Genomic DNA, 19,419 nt, shown 5'->3' on the forward strand with positions numbered 1-19,419 from the left:
ATAGGGTGATCGGGTGACTGAGTCTGCATCGTCCGTATCGTCCGGTTACCTCCGCTTCCCGCATCTGCGCGGCGATCTGGTCGCGTTCACCGCCGAGGACGACGTCTGGGTCGCTCCCCTCGACGGCGGCGGCCGCGCCTGGCGGGTCAGTGCCGACAACGTTCCGGTGAACCATCCGCGCATCTCCCCCGACGGCGAGAACGTCGCCTGGACCTCCGCCCGGGACGGGGCGCCCGAGGTGCACGTGGCCCCGCTGGAGGGCGGAGCGTCCAGACGGCTGACGTACTGGGGGAGCGCGCGGACCCAGGTGCGCGGCTGGACCCCGGACGGACGGGTGCTCGCCCTGAGCACCCAGGGCCAGGCGAGCCTGCGGCGCAGCTGGGCGAGGGCCGTCCCGCTCGACGGCGGTCCCGCCACCACCCTCCCCCACGGTCCGGTCGGCGATGTCGCGTACGGCGGGCCGGGCGTCCTGCTGCTCTCCGCCCCGATGGGACGCGAGGCCGCCTGGTGGAAGCGGTACCGCGGCGGCACGGCGGGCAAGCTGTGGATCGACCGCGAGGGCGACGGAGAGTTCGTACGCCTGCACGAGGAGCTGGACGGGAACCTCGAATACCCCCTGTGGGCGGGGGACCGGCTCGCGTTCCTCTCCGACCACGAAGGAGTCGGGGCCCTCTACTCCTCCCTCGCCGACGGCTCCGACCTGCGCCGGCACACCCCCCTCGACACCTTCTACGCCCGGCACGCGGCGACCGACGGCACCCGGGTCGTCTACGCGTCCGCCGGTGAACTGTGGCTGCTCGACGACCTGGACGGCGCCGAGCCGCGCCGGCTCGACATCAGGCTCGGCGGCCAGCGCGTCGACCAGCAGCCGTACCCCGTCAGCGCGTCCCGCTGGTTCTCGGCCGCCGCGCCCGACCACACCGGACGCGGCAGCGCGGTCTCCGTGCGCGGCGCCGTCCACTGGGTCACCCACCGCTCCGGTCCGGCCCGCGCGCTCGCCGCCCGGCCCGGCGTACGCGCCCGGCTGCCGCGCACCTTCCGGGTGGACGGCGAGGAGTACGTGGTGTGGGTGACCGACGCGGCCGGCGACGACGCGCTGGAGTTCGCCCCGGCGACCGGGACCGCCCCCGGAGCGACCCCGCGCCGGCTCGCCGCCGGGCAGCTCGGCCGTGTCCTCGGGCTCGCGATGGCCCCGGACGGCAGCCGCGCCGCCGTCGCCTCGCACGACGGGCGGGTGCTGCTCGTCGAGCGGGAGACCGGGGAGGTGCGCGAGGTCGACCGCAGCGCGGACGGCGACGTCAGCGGGCTGGTCTTCTCGCCGGACTCCGCGTGGCTCGCCTGGTCGCACCCCGGCCCGCGTCCGCTGCGCCAGCTGAAACTGGCGAACACCGCGGACCTGTCGGTCACCGAGGCGACGCCGCTGCGCTTCCGTGACTACGCGCCCGCGTTCACCCTCGACGGCAAGCACCTCGCCTTCCTCTCCGCGCGTTCCTTCGACCCGGTCTACGACGAACACGTCTTCGACCTCGCGTTCGTGGGCGGGTCCCGCCCGCACCTGATCACGCTGGCCGCGACCACCCCGTCCCCCTTCGGACCGCAGCGGCACGGCCGCGCCTTCGAGACCCCCGAGGGCCGCGGGGCCGAGACACCCGACAGCGAGGGCACCCCCGCCACCCGGATCGACCTCGAAGGACTCGGTGACCGGATCGTCCCCTTCCCCGTCGAGGCGGCCCGCTACTCGACGCTGCGGGCCGCCAAGGACGGACTGCTGTGGCTGCGCCACCCGGTCCGCGGGGTGCTCGGGTCCTCCCGCGCCACCCCGGAGGACCCGGACCCGAAGACCGAGCTGGAGCGCTACGACCTGGCCCAGCACCGCATCGAGCATCTCGCCGCGGACGCCGACCACTTCGCCGTCACCGGCGACGGCAAGCGGGTCCTGCTGTGGACCGACGGCAAACTCAAGCTCGTCCCCAGCGACCGCCGCGCCTCGAACGACGACGAGAGCGACACCAACATCACCGTCGACCTCTCGCGGATCCGCCACACCGTCGACCCGGCCGCCGAGTGGCGCCAGATGTACGACGAGACGGGCCGCCTCATGCGGGACAACTTCTGGCGGCCCGATCTGGGCGGGACCGACTGGGAGGGCGTACTCGACCGCTACCGGCCGGTCCTCGACCGGATCGCCACCCACGACGACCTGGTGGACCTCCTCTGGGAGGTGCAGGGCGAGCTGGGCACCTCCCACGCGTATGTGAGCCCGCGCGGCGGCTGGGGCGGCGGCGACCGGGCGCAGGGACTGCTCGGGGCGGACATCTCCCGTCACGAGGACGGCAGTTGGCGCATCGACCGGATCCTCCCCTCGGAGACCTCCGACCCCGACGCGCGGGCACCGCTCGCCGCCCCCGGCGTCGCGGTGCGGGCCGGGGACGCGATCGTCCAGGTCGGCGGGCAGCCGGTGGACCCGGTGACCGGTCCCGGGCCGCTGCTGGTGGGCACGGCGGGCAAGCCGGTCGAGCTGACGGTCTCCCCGTCCGGCGGCGGTGATCCCCGGCACGCGGTGGTCGTCCCGCTCGCCGACGAGGAGGCGCTGCGCTACCACGCGTGGGTCGCGGACCGGCGGGCGTACGTCCACGAACGCTCCGGGGGCCGCCTGGGGTATCTGCACGTACCGGACATGGTCGGCTCCGGGTGGGCCCAGCTCCACCGGGACCTGCGGATCGAGGTGGCCCGGGAGGGGCTGGTCGTGGACGTGCGGGAGAACCGCGGCGGCCACACCTCCCAACTGGTCGTCGAGAAGCTCGCGCGGCGGATCGTCGGCTGGGACCTGCCGCGCGGGATGCGCCCGTACAGCTATCCGGAGGACGCGCCGCGCGGCCCGGTCGTCGCCGTGGCCAACGAGTTCTCCGGGTCGGACGGGGACATCGTCAACGCGGCGGTCAAGGCGCTCGGGATCGGTCCGGTGGTCGGCACGCGCACCTGGGGCGGGGTGATCGGCATCGACAGCCGCTACCGGCTCGTCGACGGCACGCTCGTCACCCAGCCCAAGTACGCGTTCTGGCTGGAGGGGCAGGGATGGGGCGTGGAGAACCACGGCGTCGACCCGGACGTCGAGGTCGTCCAGGCCCCGCAGGACCACGCCGCGGGCCGCGACGTCCAGTTGGACGAGGCGATCCGGATCGCGCTCGCGGCCCTGGAGGAGAACCCGGCGAAGACCCCGCCGTCACTGCCGGAGTCGCGCTGACGGGAGTGCCGATAGCATGCACGGCGTAATGATCGACGCCGTGCACGGTGTGGTGGCCGGCGCCGTGCGGGACGCGGGGAACGACGCCGCCCGGGACCCAGGGACCGGCCGGCACGAGGAGGGACACGCATGACGGGAGAACCGCAGGACGACTGTCTGTTCTGCAAGATCGTCGCGGGACGGATCCCGGCGACCGTCGTCCGGGAGAGCGGGACGACCCTCGCCTTCCGCGACATGAACCCGCAGGCGCCCACCCACATCCTGGTCATCCCCAAGGCGCACCACCCGGACGCGGCCTCGCTGGCCGCCGCCGAGCCCGGGACCGCGGCGGACGTCCTGCGCGAGGCCGGTGAGATCGCGGGCGAGGAGAAGCTCGACAGCTACCGGATCGTGTTCAACACCGGCAGCGGTGCGGGACAGACCGTCTTCCACGCGCACGCGCACCTCCTCGGTGGCCGCGGCATGCAGTGGCCCCCCGGCTGACCGGCCTTGTCCGTACGTGAACTGGTCGTCCTCGGCACCGCCAGCCAGGTCCCGACCCGGCACCGCAACCACAACGGCTACCTGCTGCGCTGGGACGGGGAGGGGCTGCTCTTCGACCCCGGCGAGGGCACCCAGCGGCAGATGCTGAGGGCCGGGGTCGCCGCGCACGACCTGCACCGGATCTGCGTCACGCACTTCCACGGCGACCACTCGCTCGGGCTCGCCGGCGTGATCCAGCGCATCAACCTCGACCGCGTGCCGCACGAGGTCACCGCGCACTACCCCCGCTCCGGCCGGCACTTCTTCGAACGGCTGCGGTACGCCACCGCGTACCGCGAGACCGTCGCGCTCACCGAGGCGCCGGTCGACGCGGACGGCGTGCTCGCCGTCACCGGCTCCTACACCCTGGAGGCCCGCAGGCTCTCCCACCCGGTGGAGTCCTTCGGATACCGGCTGGTCGAGCCGGACGGGCGGCGGATACTGCCGGAGCGGCTGGCCGCGCACGGCATCAAGGGGCCCGACGTCGGGCGGATCCAGCGCGAGGGTGCGCTGGGCGGAGTCCGCCTGGACGACGTCAGCGAGGTGCGGCGCGGCCAGCGGTTCGCGTTCGTCATGGACACCCGGCTGTGCGAGGGGGTGAACGCCCTCGCCGAAGGCTGCGACCTGCTCGTCATCGAGTCGACGTTCCTGGACGAGGACGAGCGACTCGCCTCCGACCACGGGCATCTGACCGCCGGTCAGGCCGCCCGGGTGGCACGCGACGCGGGTGTACGGCATCTGGTGCTCACACACTTCAGCCAGCGGTACGCCGATCCCGCCGAGTTCGAGCGGCAGGCGCGGGCCGCCGGGTTCGACGGGGAGCTGACCGTGGCGCACGACCTGATCCGGGTGCCGGTTCCCAAGCGCTCATAAAACGCCCGTACCATGCTTTGATGCCCCTCCCCAAAGCTGAACTGCACCTCCATGTCGAAGGCACCCTGGAGCCCGAACTCGCCTTCGAGCTCGCCGCGCGCAACGGCGTGACGCTGCCGTACGCGGACACCGAGGAGCTGCGCAAGGCGTATCTCTTCGACGACCTCCAGTCGTTCCTGAACCTGTACTACGAGCTGATGGCCGTCCTGCGGACCGAACAGGACTTCGCCGACCTCGCCGACGCCTATCTGACGCGGGCCGCCGCGCAGGGCGTGCGGCACGCGGAGATCTTCTTCGACCCGCAGGCCCACCTGGCGCGCGGTGTCGGGATGGGGACGGTCGTCGAGGGGCTGTCCCGCGCGCTCTCCCGCAGCGAGCGCACGCACGGCGTCTCCACCCAGCTGATCATGTGTTTCCTGCGTGACGAGTCCGCCGAGTCGGCGATGGAGACGCTGGAGGCCGCGAGGCCCTACCTCGACCGGATCGTCGGCATCGGCCTCGACTCGGCGGAGGTCGGCCACCCGCCGGCCAAGTTCCGCGAGGTGTACGAGGCGGCAGCCGCCCTCGGGCTGCGACGCGTCGCGCACGCGGGCGAGGAGGGGCCGCCCGCGTACATCACCGAGGCGCTGGACGTCCTCGGCGTCGAACGCGTCGACCACGGGCTGCGCTGCATGGAGGACCCCGAGCTGGTCGAGCGGCTGGTCCGGGAGCGGGTGCCGCTGACACTCTGCCCGCTGTCGAACGTACGGCTGCGCGCCGTGGACGTCCTGGAGGACCACCCGCTGCCCGCCATGCTGGAGGCCGGGCTCCTGTGCACCGTCAACTCCGACGACCCCGCCTACTTCGGGGGGTACGTCGGTGACACCTTCCACGCGGTGCGCGAGGCGCTCGGGCTGGACCGCGAACGCATGCGGGACCTCGCGCGCAACTCGTTCGAGGCGTCCTTCCTCGACCACGACGAGGAGCGGCGGGCGCGCTACCTCGCCGAGGTCGAGGCGTACGAGTTCGGATAGAACCGCGCCCGGGGGTGCCACCGGGGCCTGCCCTCCAACCGGCCGCTGAACCGCTCCGGACGGCGGGGGAGAGCCCACGACTCCGGCCGGACCCCGGTCCGGTCGCCGGCCCGACCCTGGTCCGGTCCCTGGCTCGGACTCCGGCCCGGTCCTTGGTCCGGACTCCGGCCCGACCCCGGTTCGGTCGGTGGCCCGCTCCCCGGTCCGGTCCCTCCGAGGTCGGGTGCTCCGGTCCGGAGGGCGGCCCGGCCGGTCCGGAGGCGGCCCCTGACCGGAGCGGAGGCGCCCCGTGCGGTGCGGGCGCAGGGCGGATCGGGGCGGAGCCGGGGCTAGAGCGGGCCGGGGCCCGACGCGGCGGCGGTCTGCCGGGGGCCCACCGTGCCGTACGCCGCCCGCCGGGCCGCGGCCGTCTCCAGCGGGATCTCGACCACCGGGTGTTCCCGCGGCGTGCCGCGCCGGGTGCGCAGGGCCACCGCCGTCATCGGGACGGTGAGCAGGAGCAGGCCGAGCGCCAGGATCACGCCCATCGCCGGGTAGCCCGTCCGGGCGGAGAGCAGACTGCCCGTGAGCGGCCCGCAGGCCGTGCCGAGCGAGGAGGCGGAGCCCACCAGGACCGCCCATCGCCCGCGCTGGTCCAGGGACGCGGCGAGCCCGATGACGTAGGACAGGACGACCGGGTACAGCGTGTTCCAGGCGATCTCGCCGGTCGCGAAGGACGGCAGGTCGTCGGCGGCCGCGCTGAGCGCGATACACCCCGCGATCAGCGCGGTGCCCGCACCGATGGGCAGCGCGCGGCCGAGACGCGGGCCGAGCGCGCCCGCCCCGATCACCCCCAGCAGCCCGGCGCCGAGCGCCGCGGCGAACACCGCGCCGACGGTGACCTCGTTCAGCCCCGCCTGGGTCAGGCCGATGCGCCCGCTGACGCCCCACAGGGAGTTCTGGGCGAGGGACCAGCAGAGCATGGCGGCGGCGAGCACGACCCCGGCGCGAAGATGCGGAAGCGGGGTGCCGGCGCGCAGGGTCCGCGCGGTGGCCGTGCGGGTGGGCAGCCGCCGGGTCGAGGGCAGGACGAGCAGCGCGGTGACGGCGATCGCGGCGAGCGGCTGGCCGTGACCCGGGCCCAGGTGCGGGATGGTCAGGTACAACGTGCCCGCGAGGGCGGAGACGCCGAGCAGACCGAGCGTGGTGGTGCGGTGGGGATCGCGCTGGGCGGCGATCCCGGTGGCCGCGACGGTGGTGATCGTGCCGGAGCCGAGGCCGCCGACGACCGCCCCGGCCACGACCGGCGCGACGGTGGTGGTGAGAGCGGCGGTGCCGTAGCCGAGGACGGCGAGCAGCAGCCCGGCGCGGGCCAGCCGGCGCGGGCCGAAGCGGTCGACGCGGGAGGCGAGCAGGAAACCCGCCGTCGCCGAACTCAGCAGCAGGACGCTGCCGACGCAGCCGGCCTCGGTGGCGGAGAGGGGGAGACCCGCGTTCAGCCGGCCGACGGTGGTCGGCAGGAGGTACGGGGCGAGGTACCCGGCCGTGAAAAGGGCGACGAAGGGCCAGGACGTGGTGGTGCGGGCGGACACGGGCGTTCCCAGGGCATGCGGAATGACGGCTCGATGAGGGGGGTTGGGCGGCTGTCGACGGACAGGAACGCGCGGGCAATTTGTATCAAGCGGGCCCGGGCGGGAAACAGACAGGGCGGGGTGATCTGAATCACGTTCCGTTTGGTGTGGTGAAGGCAGGGTAAACACGAGACTTTTCGTCGCCCCGGCCCGCTCGTCCGAAGGGCTCGATACGCGACGGACGGCTCCGCGGGGATCCACACCGTCCCGGGCGCCAATTGGTGCACACTGGCCTGAATCCGCACCACCTCAGGGAGCGCACCGTGATCCCGTCCAACGGAGAGCGACCGTACTGCCAGGCCCACGTCGACCCGCTCGCCGGTCTGCGCACCCCCCAGGATCCGCCCTGGGACGTCTACCTCACCGGCACCGTCTTCCTCGACATCGTCTTCACCGGGCTCGACTCCGCCCCGGTCCGCGGGACGGAGTCCTGGGCGCGCGGCATGGGGTCGAGCCCCGGCGGCGTGGCGAACATGGCGACGGCGCTGGCCCGGCTCGGCCTGAAGACCTCCCTGGCCGCGGCCTTCGGGGACGACCACTACGGCGAGTACTGCTGGGACGCCCTGGAGCAGGGCGAGGGCATCGACCTCTCCCCGTCGCGCACCGTCTCCGGCTGGCACTCACCGGTCACCGTGTCGATGGCCTACGAGGGGGAGCGGACGATGGTCAGCCACGGGCACGAGCCGCCACCGGTGGAGACCGCCCCGGAACACGCCCCGCGCGCGCGTGCCGCCGTGGCCTCCCTGACCCCCGGCACACGCGCGCAGTGGATCGCCGAGTCCGCGCGCGCGGGCACCCGGATCTTCGCGGACGTCGGCTGGGACGACACCGGCCGCTGGGACCTGGCGGGCCTCGCCGACCTCGAACACTGCGAGGCGTTCCTGCCCAACGCCCAGGAGGCGATGCGCTACACCGGCGCGCGCTGCCCGCGGGCCGCGGCGCACGCGCTGACCGAGCACGTACCGCTGGCCGTCGTCACCCTCGGTTCCGAGGGCGCCTACGCCGTGGACGGCCGCACCGGCGAGACCGCCGCGGTTCCGGCCATCGACGTCGAGGCCCTCGACCCCACCGGTGCCGGGGACGTCTTCGTCGCCGGCTTCGTGATGGGCACCCTCGCCGACTGGCCGCTCGCCGACCGCCTCGCCTTCGCCGGCCTCACCGCCGCCCTCTCCGTCCAGGAGTTCGGCGGCTCCCTCTCCGCCCCCGGCTGGTCCGAGATCGCGGCCTGGTGGCGCCGCGTCCAGTCCGTCGACGACCAGGACCCGGCCGCACTGCGCCGGTACGCCTTCCTGGAGGGACTGCTGCCCGAGGTGACACGGCCGTGGCCGCTGCGGCGGGCGGTGCCGACCATCGGGTTCGGCCGGTCGGTGTGAACCGGCCCCGCGAGAAAGGGCGAGGCCGCGGGGACAGGTGACGAAAAGCCCTACGGCTCTGTCAGTGCGGAGACGTACGCTTGGAGTCGCAAGGCTGCCCCCGTGGCAAGCGTGCCGATCAAGGAGGAAAAGCAGGCCTACAGAGCCGGCCCATGACTCAGACACCCACAGCTCACGGCCCCGCTCAGGGGCAGGCGCGCGCGCACTTCACCGTCCCGGCCAAGCACCCCATGGTGACTGTTCTGGGTTCCGGAGACGCACTGTTGCGCGTGATCGAGAAGGCCTTCCCGGCGGCCGACATCCACGTCCGGGGCAACGAGATCAGTGCGGTCGGCGACGCCGGTGAAGTCGCTCTCGTCCAGCGCCTGTTCGACGAGATGATGCTGGTGCTCCGCACGGGGCAGCCCATGACGGAGGACGCAGTGGAACGCTCGATCGCCATGCTCAGGGCGAGCGAGAACGGGGAGGGCGACGGCGAGGAGACCCCCGCCGAAGTGCTCACACAGAACATCCTGTCCTCGCGCGGCCGCACCATCCGACCCAAGACGCTCAACCAGAAGCGGTACGTCGACGCCATCGACAAGCACACCATCGTCTTCGGCATCGGCCCCGCCGGCACCGGCAAGACCTACCTCGCGATGGCGAAGGCCGTGCAGGCGCTCCAGTCCAAGCAGGTCAACCGCATCATCCTGACCCGCCCGGCGGTGGAGGCGGGCGAGCGCCTCGGCTTCCTGCCCGGCACGCTCTACGAGAAGATCGACCCCTACCTGCGCCCGCTGTACGACGCGCTGCACGACATGCTCGACCCGGACTCGATCCCCCGGCTGATGGCCGCCGGGACGATCGAGGTCGCGCCCCTGGCGTACATGCGCGGGCGTACGCTCAATGACGCCTTCATCATCCTGGACGAGGCCCAGAACACCAGCGCCGAGCAGATGAAGATGTTCCTCACCCGCCTCGGCTTCGAATCGAAGATCGTGATCACGGGTGACGTGACGCAGGTCGACCTGCCGAACGGGACACAGTCGGGCCTGCGTCAGGTCCAGGACATCCTGGAGGGCCTCGACGACGTGCACTTCTCACGGCTCACGTCCCACGATGTCGTCCGGCACAAGCTGGTCGGCCGTATCGTCGACGCGTACGAGAAGTACGACAGCGAGAACGGCACCGAGAACGGCTCCCGCAAGGGCCGCGGCAACGCCGGACACAAGGGGAAGTAGACCAGCACCAGCATGTCGATCGACGTCAACAACGAGTCCGGAACCGAGGTCGACGAGCAGGCGATCCTCGACATCGCCCGCTACGCGCTCGCACGGATGCGCATCCACCCGCTCTCCGAGCTCTCGGTGATCGTCGTGGACGCCGACGCCATGGAGCAGCTCCACATCCAGTGGATGGACCTACCGGGTCCCACGGACGTCATGTCCTTCCCCATGGACGAGCTGCGCCCGCCGTCCAAGGACGACGAAGAGCCGCCGCAGGGCCTGCTCGGCGACATCGTGCTGTGCCCGGAGGTCGCCGAGCGGCAGGGCAAGGACGCGCCGACGCAGCACTCCATGGACGAGGAGCTCCAGCTCCTCACCGTCCACGGAGTGCTGCACCTGCTCGGCTACGACCACGAGGAGCCCGACGAGAAGGCCGAGATGTTCGGTCTCCAGGCGGCCATCGTGGACGGCTGGCGCGCGGAGAAGGGCATGACGGGCCCCTCACCGGCCCCGACCGTGTCATGAGTCCTCAACTCGTCCTCGGCGCCGTCCTGCTGGTCGTCGTCGCCTGGCTCGCCGCCTGTGCGGAGGCGGGCCTCGCGCGCGTCTCCAGCTTCCGCGCCGAGGAGGCGGTACGCAGCGGCCGGCGGGGCAGCGCCAACCTCGCGCAGGTCGCCGCCGACCCGACCCGCTATCTCAACGTCGCACTGCTCGTCCGCGTGGCCTGCGAGATGGCCGCCGCGGCGCTCGTCACGTACGCCTGCCTCCAGGAGTTCGACAAGACCTGGCAGGCCCTCGGGGTCGCCCTCGGGGTCATGGTCCTGGTCTCGTACGTCGCCGTCGGCGTCTCCCCGCGCACCATCGGCCGTCAGCACCCGTTGAACACGGCGACCGCCGCCTCGTACGTCCTGCTGCCGCTCGCGCGGATCATGGGCCCGATCCCGTCGCTGCTCATCCTCATCGGCAACGCGCTGACACCCGGCAAGGGCTTCCGGCGCGGCCCCTTCGCCTCCGAGGCCGAGCTGCGCGCGCTCGTCGACCTCGCCGAGAAGGAGTCGCTGATCGAGGACGAGGAGCGCCGCATGGTGCACTCGGTCTTCGAGCTCGGCGACACCCTCGTCCGCGAGGTCATGGTGCCGCGCACCGACCTCGTCGTCATCGAGCGCCACAAGACCATCCGGCAGGCGCTCACCCTGGCCCTGCGCTCCGGCTTCTCCCGCATTCCCGTCACCGGGGAGAGCGAGGACGACATCGTCGGCGTCGTGTACCTGAAGGACCTGGCCCGCAAGACGCACATCAGCCGCGACGCGGAGTCCGAGCTGGTGTCGACGGCCATGCGGCCCGCCACCTTCGTGCCCGACACCAAGAACGCGGGTGATCTGCTGCGCGAGATGCAGCAGGAGCGCAATCACGTCGCCGTCGTCATCGACGAGTACGGCGGGACGGCCGGCATCGTCACCATCGAGGACATCCTGGAGGAGATCGTCGGCGAGATCACCGACGAGTACGACCGTGAACTGCCGCCGGTCCAGGAGCTCGGCGACGACCGCTACCGGGTGACCGCGCGCCTCGACATCGGAGACCTCGGCGAGCTGTACGGCTTCGAGGCGTACGACGACGAGGACGTGGAGACGGTCGGCGGACTGCTCGCCAAGGCGCTCGGCCGGGTCCCGATCGCCGGTGCCTCCTCGGTGGTCGAGCTGCCCGACAGGCGGGAGCTGCGGCTGACGGCGGAGACCGCGGCCGGACGCCGGAACAAGATCGTCACCGTGCTCGTCGAACCGGCCCCCGCCGCGGAGCCCGGCGAGGGGGAGAAACCGGAATGACCCCGCAGCAACTGCGCGCGTTCTGCCTCTCCTTCAACGCGGCCGTCGAGGAGTTCCCCTTCACCCCGGAGACCTCGGTCTTCAAGGTGCTGGGCAAGCTCTTCGCGCTCTCGAGCCTGGACGCGCGCCCGCTGACGGTCAACCTCAAGTGCGCCCCGGAGGACGCGATCCGGCTGCGCGGCGAGTACCCCGGTCTGATCATCCCCGGCTACCACATGAACAAGCGTCACTGGAACACGGTCACGGCCGACGGTGAACTCCCCGACCGCCTGGTCCGGGAGCTGGTCGAGGACTCGTACGACCTCGTCGTCGCCGGTCTGCCGAAGGCCGAGCGGCTGCGGCTCGACCGGCCCTGAGCGGTCGCGGCGCACTCCCGTCGCGTGGGCCACGACCGGATCCGGGGCGAGTGGCGGGACGGCGGGGACCGATGGGTGTGGACCGCCGCGCGGGCCACGGGCGGCGCTTCGTATGCTCGGTGCATGACCGACAGCAGCGCGCTCGACCCCGAGGACCGCAAGATCGTCACCCTGGCCCGCTCCGCGCGGGCCCGCAACGGGGTGCCCGAGGGGGCGGCCGTCCGGGACGACACGGGCCGTACCTACGTCGCCGGCACCGTGGAGCTGCCCTCGTTGCGGCTGAGTGCCCTGCGGACGGCGGTGGCCATGGCGGTGGCATCCGGAGCGACGTCCCTGGAGGCGGCCGCGGTGGTCTCCGGGGCGGAGGCGGTGTCGGACGAGGACCGGGCGGCCGTACGCGACCTCGGCGGGGCGGGTACGCCGGTGCTGCTGGCGGGAGCGGACGGGGTCGTGCGGGCGGTGACGTCCGCCGGTTAGACCGGCCCCCTCCCGGCGGGACGGGGCCGCGCCCCGCGCCCCGGGGTGTGTTCCCCGGGTGCGGGTGGGTCAGAAGCCCAGTTTGCGGAGTTGGCGGGGGTCGCGCTGCCAGTCCTTGGCGACCTTCACGTGGAGGTCGAGGAAGACCGGTGTGCCCAGCAACGCCTCGATCTGCTTGCGGGACTTGATCCCGACCTCCTTCAGGCGCTTGCCCTTGGGGCCGATGATGATGCCCTTCTGGCTGGGACGCTCGATGTAGACGAAGGCGTGGATGTCCAGGAGCGGTCTGTCGGCGGGCCGGTCCTCGCGCGGGAGCATCTCCTCGACGACGACGGCGATGGAGTGCGGCAGTTCGTCGCGTACGCCTTCCAGCGCCGCCTCACGGATCAGTTCCGCGACCATGACCTGCTCGGGCTCGTCGGTCAGGTCGCCCTCTGGGTACAGGGCGGGTCCCTCGGGAAGGAGCGGGACGATCAGGTCGGCCAGCAGACTCACCTGCTGGTCGGCGACCGCCGACACCGGCACGATCTCGGCCCACTCGAACCCCAGCTCCTGACCGAGCTGGTCGATCGCGATGAGCTGTTCGGCGAGTGTCTTGCTGTCCACGAGGTCGGTCTTGGTGACGATCGCGATCTTCGGCGTCTTCTTGATCGACGCCAGCTCCTTCGCGATGAAACGATCCCCCGGGCCGAGCTTCTCGTTCGCGGGCAGGCAGAAGCCGATGACGTCCACCTCGGCCCACGTCGTGCGCACGACGTCGTTGAGGCGCTCGCCCAGCAGGGTGCGCGGCTTGTGCAGACCGGGGGTGTCGACCAGGATCAGCTGGGCGTCGGGGCGGTGCACGATGCCCCGTACCGTGTGCCGCGTGGTCTGCGGCTGGTTCGCGGTGATCGCCACCTTCTGGCCGACCAGAGCATTCGTGAGAGTGGACTTGCCCGCGTTGGGACGGCCCACGAAACAGGCGAAACCGGCGCGATGGGTGGCCTCGGACGGCTCGGATGACTGACTACGAACGCTCATGGCGCCCATTCTCCCTGATCCACGGGCACCTGCCGCACGCCGTGCGCCTCCGGCGCCCGCCGTGAGGTTCCGCAAGCCCCCACGCACCACGAACCGGCGCTCCCGCGCGCCCCGGCGGGGGCGTCGGACGCCGGGCGGACCGGGTGCGTGAACACACCGGCCTCCGCCCCGCGGCGCACGCCGTGACGGCTTACGATCACGGGGTCCCGGGCCACGCCCGGGACCCCGGTCCCGTCGTCCCTCCCACCGCGCAGAAGGCCAGGACCCAGGCATGAAGCTCATCACCGCGATCGTCAAGCCGTACCGCCTCGACGAGGTCAAGACCGCGCTGCAGGAACTCGGCGTCCACGGTCTGACCGTGACGGAGGCCAGCGGGTACGGGCGCCAGCACGGGCACACCGAGGTGTACCGCGGCGCCGAGTACCAGGTCGACCTCGTCCCCAAGGTCCGTATCGAGGTCGTCGTCGAGGACGCGGACGCGGGTCCGGCCGTCGACGCGATCGTCAAGGCCGCGCGGACGGGGAAGATCGGCGACGGGAAGGTGTGGACGGTTCCGGTGGAGACGGTGGTGCGGGTACGGACGGACGAGCGAGGTCCCGACGCCCTCTGAACGGCCACGGCCGGACACGGCCCGGCGACGCCCCGGGTGCCCACGGCCATCCCCGCCCGCCACGCGCCCTGAGCACCGCCGCGCCGCCGAGCGCCGCCGCCACCACCAGCGCCAGTACGAGCCACGGCAGGGCGAGGAAGGACGTGCTCGCCGACTGCCGGGTGCCCTGGGCGCTCGCGGTCACGGTCACGTCGCCCCAGTCGAGCTGAGGGGCCCCGTGCCACGGCTCGCTCAGCCGTACCCGCTGCCCGGGCAGCAGCTGGGCGGGGATCCTGGTCAGGTTCCGGGTCAACAGCGTCCGGCCGAAGAGCCCCTCCGCCCTCAGCCGCACCCGGGGGTCCAGCGTCACGTTGCCCGTGTTGTGGAGGGTGTACGTGATGGTGGCGGTGCTGGTGCCCGTGCCGGGTACCAGCGGCTGGTGGTGGCTGATGTGGACCTTCTCGACGGCGAGGGCGGGGACCGTCGGTCCGCCGACCCGGAGGTAGATCCGGGCGCCGACCGCCCGCTGGACCCCCATCGCGACCGCTCCGGAGCCGGCGTCGACCCGTTCGTCGAGCGCGACCAGCGCGCCGGCGTGGTCTCCGGGTTCGGCGCGCTCGGGGACCCGGAGTGTGAACGGCACGGTGACCGAGCCGTGCGCGGGAACCGTCACCCGGGAGCGGGCCGGCCGCGCCCAGGCGCCCACCTCCCGCTGTCTCTCCTTCGCCGTACGCACCGCGAAGCCCCCGTCGCGCACGGTGTTGTACGCGTCGGCGGCGTAGAGCCGGAAGGCCAGCGGGGCACCGGTCTTGTTGGTGAGGGTGACCTTGTCCCTGACCGTGGTGCCGGGGTCGGCGGAGAGGATGAAGTACGGCCGTGCGGAGAGCTGGGTCGCGAACGGGTAGACGGACCAGCTGCCGTTGTCGGCGGCGTACGCGCGGGACGCGGCCGGCGCGAGCAGGACGAGCGGGGCGAGCAGGAAGGACAGGAGGACGGACAGCGGGAGGGCATACGGCTTGCGCATGGGTGCGGACCCCCACGGACGAGGTGGACGGGCGGGTGCGCGCCCGGCCACCGGGGTGCGAACGGAACGGTCAGGTGAGCGTCAGCGTGAGCACGCCGGAGTACGAGCCCGGCGGGGTGAACGCGGGCACGTTCAGCGACAGGCCCGCGTCGACGGTGAACTCACCCCCGGTGAGGCCCCCGTTGGGGGTGGACGCCAGCGTCGCTCCCGCGAGCCCCACCGTGCCGGACGAACCGGCCTGACAGGTGCTCGGACTGGCCGCCTTGGTGACACAGGCGGGGCTCCAACTCAGCCGGCCGGCGTCGATCTTGGCGCCGGGACCGGTGAAGTCGGTGACCTTGCCGGTCAGGGACCAGCCCGCGGGTCCGCCGCGGAAGTCCTTGACCGTCACCGTACGCAGGGCTCCGTCCGAGGCCCCGCCCTGGCCGAAGTCGACCGCGGACAGCTGGACGGCGTCCCCGGCCTGTGACATCGACAGTGTCCCCGCCTTCACCGTGGTGGTGATCTTCTGGGCGTTGTCGGGGACGGGCGTGTCGTCGACGACCACGTACGCCGCCGGTCCCGCGCCCTTGGTGTCGCTCCAGCTCGCGCCCTCGTACGCCACCACACCGGTCGTCGTCTTGTCGTTGACGGCCAGCGTGCCGCTGAACGCGCCCTGGGCGTCGGCGGTGGCGGTGCCGGTGTCGGCGGTCTGGGTGGCCCCCGACCGTCCGGCGAGGGTCACGGTGGCACCCGGGGTGAAGTGGCTGCCGGTGACGGTCACGCTGTCACCGGGCTTCCCGGAGGCCGTGCCGAGCGTGATGGCACGGGTGTTGGTCTGGGTCCCGTCCGTCGCGGTGACCGTGTCGGAGACCGGGGCGGGCGGGTTGGTCACGGTGCAGGGGGTGTCGAGCTCCAGGATGTAGCTGGTGTGGATGTTGTAGTCGCCGGGCGAGAGCGTGATGGCGCCCGGCGCGGTGACCGTGAAGGTGCCGGTCATGCTGAACGACGGGAAGGGGGCGTTGCCCGCGACCGGGTCGTTCTTCTTGGGACCCGCGACGGTGATGGAGCCCGTCTGGGCCCCGCCGAGGGTGACCTTGCCGGTGGGCGTCATGATGTCGGCCGGCAGGCTGATGGCGGTGGGGTTGCTCGCGGCGGGCGTGACCACCTTGTACGTCACGGTGACGGTGTCACCGACCTTGGGAGTGGCGTTGTCCACCGAGACCACCGCGGTGGTGGTGCCGTCGATCGGGGGGATGCCCGCGATCGGCGGCGGGATGCAGTGCGTGGCGAAGTCCACGTTCTGGGATTCCGTGGACACGGCTCCGGCCGGGGCGGCCAGCGCTCCGCCCGCGGTGACCGCCAGCGCGGTCGCCCCGAGCAGCGCCGCCCAGCGGCGTCTTCGGGTTGTCGAACCCGTGGTTCCCATGGTTGTTGCCCCCTCCTGAGGGATGCGGGCGCAGCGGCTCGTCCGCGCCGACAGGGGGCCATTGACGTGCGGGTGGTGAGAGAAGTCAATGGAACGCCGGGCCATCAACTGATGGGCCATCAGATCGTGTCAAGGTCACCGGACCGGCCACTCGGAGGTTTCTCCGAGGACCGGCGAAAGCGGCCGGGGCCGCCCGCGAGCACGGGAGGGGGCCGGTGCCCGCCGCTCACTCCACGGGTGCCGCGAGCCGGGCCGTGGCCGGGCAGCAGGGTTCAGTCGACGCCCCTGATCCGCCGCACCAGCACCGCGCCCACGAGGCCGATCACCGCCGCCACCAGGTACAGCATCCGGTAGCCGCCCAGGTACGTCACGATCGGGGCGGCCAGCGCCGGGGCGGCCACCTGGGGCAGGGCGTTGGCGACGTTGATGACGCCGAGGTCCTTGCCGCGGTCCAGGGCCCTGGGCAGCACGTCCGTCATCAGGGCGAAGTCGACCGAGGTGAAGACGCCGAAGCCGACGCCCAGCACCGCCGCCGCGAGGATCGCGCCCGGCCAGGTCTGCCAGCCGGACAGGAGCCCCGTCGCGAGGGCCATCAGCACGCCCGACCAGATCACGAACGGCTTGCGGCGGCCGACCCGGTCCGACCACACGCCGCCGACCACGACCGTGGCGAGCAGCGTGACACCGTTGACCGCCGTCAGGATCAGCACACCGTTCTCGGGATCGTCGTAGTGCAGCCGGTCCCGCAGGTAGTACAGCAGGTAGAGCAGGACGAGCGCGTTGCTGAGGTTGATCAGGAAGCGGGTCAGCCAGGCCCAGGCCAGGTCCGGATGGTCGCGGGGGCTCAGCCGGAAGGAGGCGGCGAAGGAGCGCCACGACCAGGGTGGCCGCCGCGCGAGCGGCAGTCGCAGGTCCGGGAAGCGCAGCACGTACGGCAGTACGCCCACCAGCGTGAACACCGCGCAGGCCGCGTAGCCGCCGCCCACGCCCCCGGCCACGGTCGCCAGGCCCGTCCCGCCGACCACGCCCAGGATCTGCGCCGCGCCCAGCCAGCCGCCCACCGAGCCCCGCTGGAGCCGGGGCACCCGGTCGGGGACGGCGGCGGTGACCGCGGCGAAGGCGGCGTTCAGGGTCAGCTGGACCAGGCACCAGCCCAGCGCCATCGTCCAGATCCCGCCTGCCCCCGCCAGGAGCAGCAGCGACAGGGCGCCGCCCGCCGACCCGGCCAGGATCCACGGCGTACGGCGGCCCCGGCGGGCCGTGGTCCGGTCGGAGAGCGCGCCGAAGACGGGGTTGGCGACCAGTGACACGACCGCGCCCGCGCCGGTCACCCACGCCAGCACCGTCTCCTTGGACAGGCCGGTGCCGGGTGCGAAGTCCTCGGCCTGGGAGGCGAGAAGGATCTGCAGCGGTCCGTACCAGCCCACCCAGATCGCCCCGTTGGCGAGCGAGAGCGCGGAGATCCAGCCCCGGCCGACCCGTTCGACGGGCTCGGAGAGGGCGCTCGGGGGCGTCCCGGCCGGGTCCGCCGCCGTCATCCCCGCGCCCGCAGGGCGTCCCGGAGCCAGAGGTACGACGCCTTCGGGGTGCGCTTTTGCGTGTCGTAGTCGACGTGCACCAGCCCGAAGCGGCGCGCGTACCCCTCCGCCCACTCGAAGTTGTCCAGCAGCGACCACACGAAGTAGCCGCGGACGTCGACGCCCTGCTCCGACGCCCGGTGCAGGGCCCGGACATGGCCGTCGAGGAAGGTGATCCGTTCCTGGTCGTCGATGCCCTCGTACGAGCAGCCGTTCTCGGTGATGACCACCGGGGGGAGCCGGTCGCCGTAGCGCCGGTGGAAGTCCAGCAGCAGTTCGGTCAGTGCCTCGGGGACCACCGGCCAGCCGAAGTCCGTGACCGGGTAGCCCTCCAGTTCCCGCACCGAGAAGGGGAGTTCGGCGGGCAGGGTCAGACCGCCGAACTCGATCTCCGTGCCCTGCGGGGCACCCACCCTGGTCGGCTGGTAGTAGTTGATCCCGTACCAGTCCAGCGGCTCCGCGATCACCTTCAGATCCGCCTCGACGCCTTCGGGGTGTCCCGGCATCAGCTCGCCGACGCCGTCGGGGTAGCGGCCCAGCAGCAGCGGGTCCGCGAACAGCCGGTTGAGCAGAAGGTCGTAGAAGTCCGCCGCCTCCACGTCCTCGGCGCGCCGCGACGCCGCCCAGGTCGGCCCGTGCGAGTTGGCGATCCCGATGTCGCCGGCCCCGGCCGCGCGCAGCGCCCGTACCGCCAGGCCGTGCGCGAGGAGCTGGTGGTGGGCCACGGGAAGCGCGTCGAAGAGCAGCCGCCTGCCGGGGGCGTGCGCCCCGAGCGCGTGGCCCAGCAGGGTGTGTTCGGCGGGCTCGTTCAGGGTGATCCACTTCCGCGCGCGGTCACCGAGCCGGCCGACGACGACGGCGGCGTACTCGGCGAAGCGCTCCGCCGTGTCCCGGTTCAGCCAGTCCAGCTCCAGCGGCAGGTCCCAGTGGAAGAGGGTCGGGACCGGGCGCACCCCGGCCGCGCACAGCGCGTCGACGAGCCGGTCGTAGAAGTCGAGGCCGCCGGGGGAGTTCACCCGGGGCCAGGAGACGGAGAAGCGGTACGCGTCCACGCCCAGGTCGGCGAGGAGCGCCACGTCCTCGGGATAGCGGTGGTAGTGGTCGCAGGCCACCGCCGCGGTCGAGCCGTCCTTGACGCGGCCGGGCTCGGCGGTGAAGGCGTCCCACACCGAGGGGTCGCGCTCCTCGACGGCGCCCTCGATCTGGTGGGCCGAGGTGGACACGCCCCAGAGGAAGCCGGGCGGGAACTGCGGTAGGGGGTTCGTCGCCATGCGCGCGATCATCCTTACCGACAGTAAAGGA

Annotated in this window: 17 protein-coding genes; 11 read left to right on the forward strand and 6 right to left on the reverse strand. The window is 72.6% G+C overall.

The window, feature by feature from the left end; translation table 11 throughout:
* Positions 1 to 13 precede the first annotated feature (13 nt).
* The 4 genes from GFH48_RS26720 to GFH48_RS26735 all read left to right on the forward strand — a co-directional run bounded on the left by GFH48_RS26720 (position 14) and on the right by GFH48_RS26735 (position 5,652).
* Positions 14 to 3,244, forward strand: a complete 3,231-nt coding sequence (locus GFH48_RS26720; protein ID WP_153290681.1) for a S41 family peptidase — start codon at positions 14 to 16, stop codon at positions 3,242 to 3,244.
* Positions 3,245 to 3,373: 129 nt separating this feature from the next.
* Positions 3,374 to 3,727: a histidine triad nucleotide-binding protein gene (locus GFH48_RS26725; protein ID WP_153290682.1), complete on the forward strand. Its 354-nt coding sequence runs from the start codon at positions 3,374 to 3,376 to the stop codon at positions 3,725 to 3,727.
* A gap of 6 nt (positions 3,728 to 3,733) precedes the next feature.
* Positions 3,734 to 4,639, forward strand: coding sequence for a ribonuclease Z (locus GFH48_RS26730; RefSeq protein ID WP_153290683.1), 906 nt, complete (start codon positions 3,734 to 3,736; stop codon positions 4,637 to 4,639).
* A 20-nt stretch (positions 4,640 to 4,659) separates the two neighbouring features.
* The gene (locus GFH48_RS26735; protein WP_153290684.1) at positions 4,660 to 5,652 is read left to right on the forward strand and encodes an adenosine deaminase; all 993 of its coding nucleotides are present in this window, start codon (positions 4,660 to 4,662) and stop codon (positions 5,650 to 5,652) included.
* 329 nt (positions 5,653 to 5,981) lie between these two features.
* On the opposite strand, the gene GFH48_RS26740 is transcribed toward GFH48_RS26735, so the two are convergent.
* The gene (locus GFH48_RS26740; protein WP_153290685.1) at positions 5,982 to 7,223 is read right to left on the reverse strand and encodes an MFS transporter; all 1,242 of its coding nucleotides are present in this window, start codon (positions 7,221 to 7,223) and stop codon (positions 5,982 to 5,984) included.
* Positions 7,224 to 7,525: 302 nt separating this feature from the next.
* On the opposite strand from GFH48_RS26740, the gene GFH48_RS26745 reads away from it, so the two are divergent.
* The 6 genes from GFH48_RS26745 to GFH48_RS26770 all read left to right on the forward strand — a co-directional run bounded on the left by GFH48_RS26745 (position 7,526) and on the right by GFH48_RS26770 (position 12,499).
* Entirely contained in the window at positions 7,526 to 8,635 is a 1,110-nt protein-coding gene (locus GFH48_RS26745; protein ID WP_153290686.1) for a carbohydrate kinase family protein, read from the forward strand.
* Between the two features lie 152 nt (positions 8,636 to 8,787).
* Complete coding sequence (locus GFH48_RS26750) at positions 8,788 to 9,855, forward strand: PhoH family protein (RefSeq protein ID WP_153290687.1); 1,068 nt, start codon at positions 8,788 to 8,790, stop codon at positions 9,853 to 9,855.
* Positions 9,856 to 9,867: 12 nt separating this feature from the next.
* Positions 9,868 to 10,365 (forward strand): rRNA maturation RNase YbeY, encoded by a 498-nt coding sequence (gene ybeY / locus GFH48_RS26755; RefSeq protein ID WP_153290688.1) that lies wholly within the window; start codon positions 9,868 to 9,870, stop codon positions 10,363 to 10,365.
* Complete coding sequence (locus tag GFH48_RS26760) at positions 10,362 to 11,666, forward strand: hemolysin family protein (RefSeq protein WP_153290689.1); 1,305 nt, start codon at positions 10,362 to 10,364, stop codon at positions 11,664 to 11,666. Before ybeY ends, GFH48_RS26760 begins: the two co-directional genes overlap by 4 nt.
* A complete protein-coding gene (locus GFH48_RS26765) occupies positions 11,663 to 12,022 on the forward strand; it encodes an MmcQ/YjbR family DNA-binding protein (RefSeq protein WP_153290690.1) in 360 nt (119 codons plus the stop codon). The genes GFH48_RS26760 and GFH48_RS26765 overlap by 4 nt, the downstream gene beginning before the upstream one ends.
* A 123-nt stretch (positions 12,023 to 12,145) precedes the next feature.
* The gene (locus tag GFH48_RS26770; RefSeq protein ID WP_153290691.1) at positions 12,146 to 12,499 is read left to right on the forward strand and encodes a cytidine deaminase; all 354 of its coding nucleotides are present in this window, start codon (positions 12,146 to 12,148) and stop codon (positions 12,497 to 12,499) included.
* A gap of 69 nt (positions 12,500 to 12,568) precedes the next feature.
* Here GFH48_RS26770 and era read toward each other — a convergent pair whose 3' ends face one another.
* Complete coding sequence (gene era / locus GFH48_RS26775) at positions 12,569 to 13,528, reverse strand: GTPase Era (protein ID WP_194280682.1); 960 nt, start codon at positions 13,526 to 13,528, stop codon at positions 12,569 to 12,571.
* Positions 13,529 to 13,790: 262 nt separating this feature from the next.
* Between era and GFH48_RS26780 the strand changes: the two genes are divergently transcribed.
* The gene (locus GFH48_RS26780) at positions 13,791 to 14,129 is read left to right on the forward strand and encodes a P-II family nitrogen regulator (protein ID WP_148013890.1); all 339 of its coding nucleotides are present in this window, start codon (positions 13,791 to 13,793) and stop codon (positions 14,127 to 14,129) included.
* Here GFH48_RS26780 and GFH48_RS26785 read toward each other — a convergent pair.
* The 4 genes from GFH48_RS26785 to GFH48_RS26800 all read right to left on the reverse strand — a co-directional run bounded on the left by GFH48_RS26785 (position 14,023) and on the right by GFH48_RS26800 (position 19,400).
* Positions 14,023 to 15,132: a WxL protein peptidoglycan domain-containing protein gene (locus GFH48_RS26785; protein ID WP_153290693.1), complete on the reverse strand. Its 1,110-nt coding sequence runs from the start codon at positions 15,130 to 15,132 to the stop codon at positions 14,023 to 14,025. The genes GFH48_RS26780 and GFH48_RS26785 overlap by 107 nt on opposite strands.
* 70 nt (positions 15,133 to 15,202) lie before the next feature.
* Entirely contained in the window at positions 15,203 to 16,540 is a 1,338-nt protein-coding gene (locus GFH48_RS26790; RefSeq protein ID WP_153290694.1) for a beta-xylosidase, read from the reverse strand.
* A gap of 272 nt (positions 16,541 to 16,812) precedes the next feature.
* Positions 16,813 to 18,078 carry an MFS transporter gene (locus GFH48_RS26795; protein ID WP_153290695.1) on the reverse strand — a complete coding sequence of 422 codons (1,266 nt, stop codon included), beginning with the start codon at positions 18,076 to 18,078 and terminating at the stop codon, positions 16,813 to 16,815.
* On the reverse strand, positions 18,075 to 19,400 hold the full coding sequence (locus GFH48_RS26800; protein WP_153290696.1) for a GH1 family beta-glucosidase: 1,326 nt from the start codon (positions 19,398 to 19,400) through the stop codon (positions 18,075 to 18,077). The genes GFH48_RS26795 and GFH48_RS26800 overlap by 4 nt, the downstream gene beginning before the upstream one ends.
* Between the last annotated feature and the right edge of the window lie 19 nt (positions 19,401 to 19,419).

Origin of the sequence: Streptomyces fagopyri, from assembly GCF_009498275.1 — a bacterium.
Taxonomy (GTDB): domain Bacteria; phylum Actinomycetota; class Actinomycetes; order Streptomycetales; family Streptomycetaceae; genus Streptomyces; species Streptomyces fagopyri.

What these genes read in the sequence shown, in the direction of transcription:
- GFH48_RS26735 (WP_153290684.1), top strand. Translation starts at nt 4,660, where the DNA reads ATGCCCCTCCCCAAAGCTGAACTGCACCTCCATGTCGAAGGCACCCTG.
- era (WP_194280682.1), bottom strand. Translation starts at nt 13,528, where the DNA reads ATGGGCGCCATGAGCGTTCGTAGTCAGTCATCCGAGCCGTCCGAGGCC.
- GFH48_RS26785 (WP_153290693.1), bottom strand. Translation starts at nt 15,132, where the DNA reads ATGCGCAAGCCGTATGCCCTCCCGCTGTCCGTCCTCCTGTCCTTCCTG.
- GFH48_RS26795 (WP_153290695.1), bottom strand. Translation starts at nt 18,078, where the DNA reads ATGACGGCGGCGGACCCGGCCGGGACGCCCCCGAGCGCCCTCTCCGAG.
- GFH48_RS26770 (WP_153290691.1), top strand. Translation starts at nt 12,146, where the DNA reads ATGACCGACAGCAGCGCGCTCGACCCCGAGGACCGCAAGATCGTCACC.
- GFH48_RS26790 (WP_153290694.1), bottom strand. Translation starts at nt 16,540, where the DNA reads ATGGGAACCACGGGTTCGACAACCCGAAGACGCCGCTGGGCGGCGCTG.
- GFH48_RS26800 (WP_153290696.1), bottom strand. Translation starts at nt 19,400, where the DNA reads ATGATCGCGCGCATGGCGACGAACCCCCTACCGCAGTTCCCGCCCGGC.
- GFH48_RS26750 (WP_153290687.1), top strand. Translation starts at nt 8,788, where the DNA reads ATGACTCAGACACCCACAGCTCACGGCCCCGCTCAGGGGCAGGCGCGC.
- GFH48_RS26725 (WP_153290682.1), top strand. Translation starts at nt 3,374, where the DNA reads ATGACGGGAGAACCGCAGGACGACTGTCTGTTCTGCAAGATCGTCGCG.
- GFH48_RS26780 (WP_148013890.1), top strand. Translation starts at nt 13,791, where the DNA reads ATGAAGCTCATCACCGCGATCGTCAAGCCGTACCGCCTCGACGAGGTC.
- GFH48_RS26760 (WP_153290689.1), top strand. Translation starts at nt 10,362, where the DNA reads ATGAGTCCTCAACTCGTCCTCGGCGCCGTCCTGCTGGTCGTCGTCGCC.
- ybeY (WP_153290688.1), top strand. Translation starts at nt 9,868, where the DNA reads ATGTCGATCGACGTCAACAACGAGTCCGGAACCGAGGTCGACGAGCAG.
- GFH48_RS26765 (WP_153290690.1), top strand. Translation starts at nt 11,663, where the DNA reads ATGACCCCGCAGCAACTGCGCGCGTTCTGCCTCTCCTTCAACGCGGCC.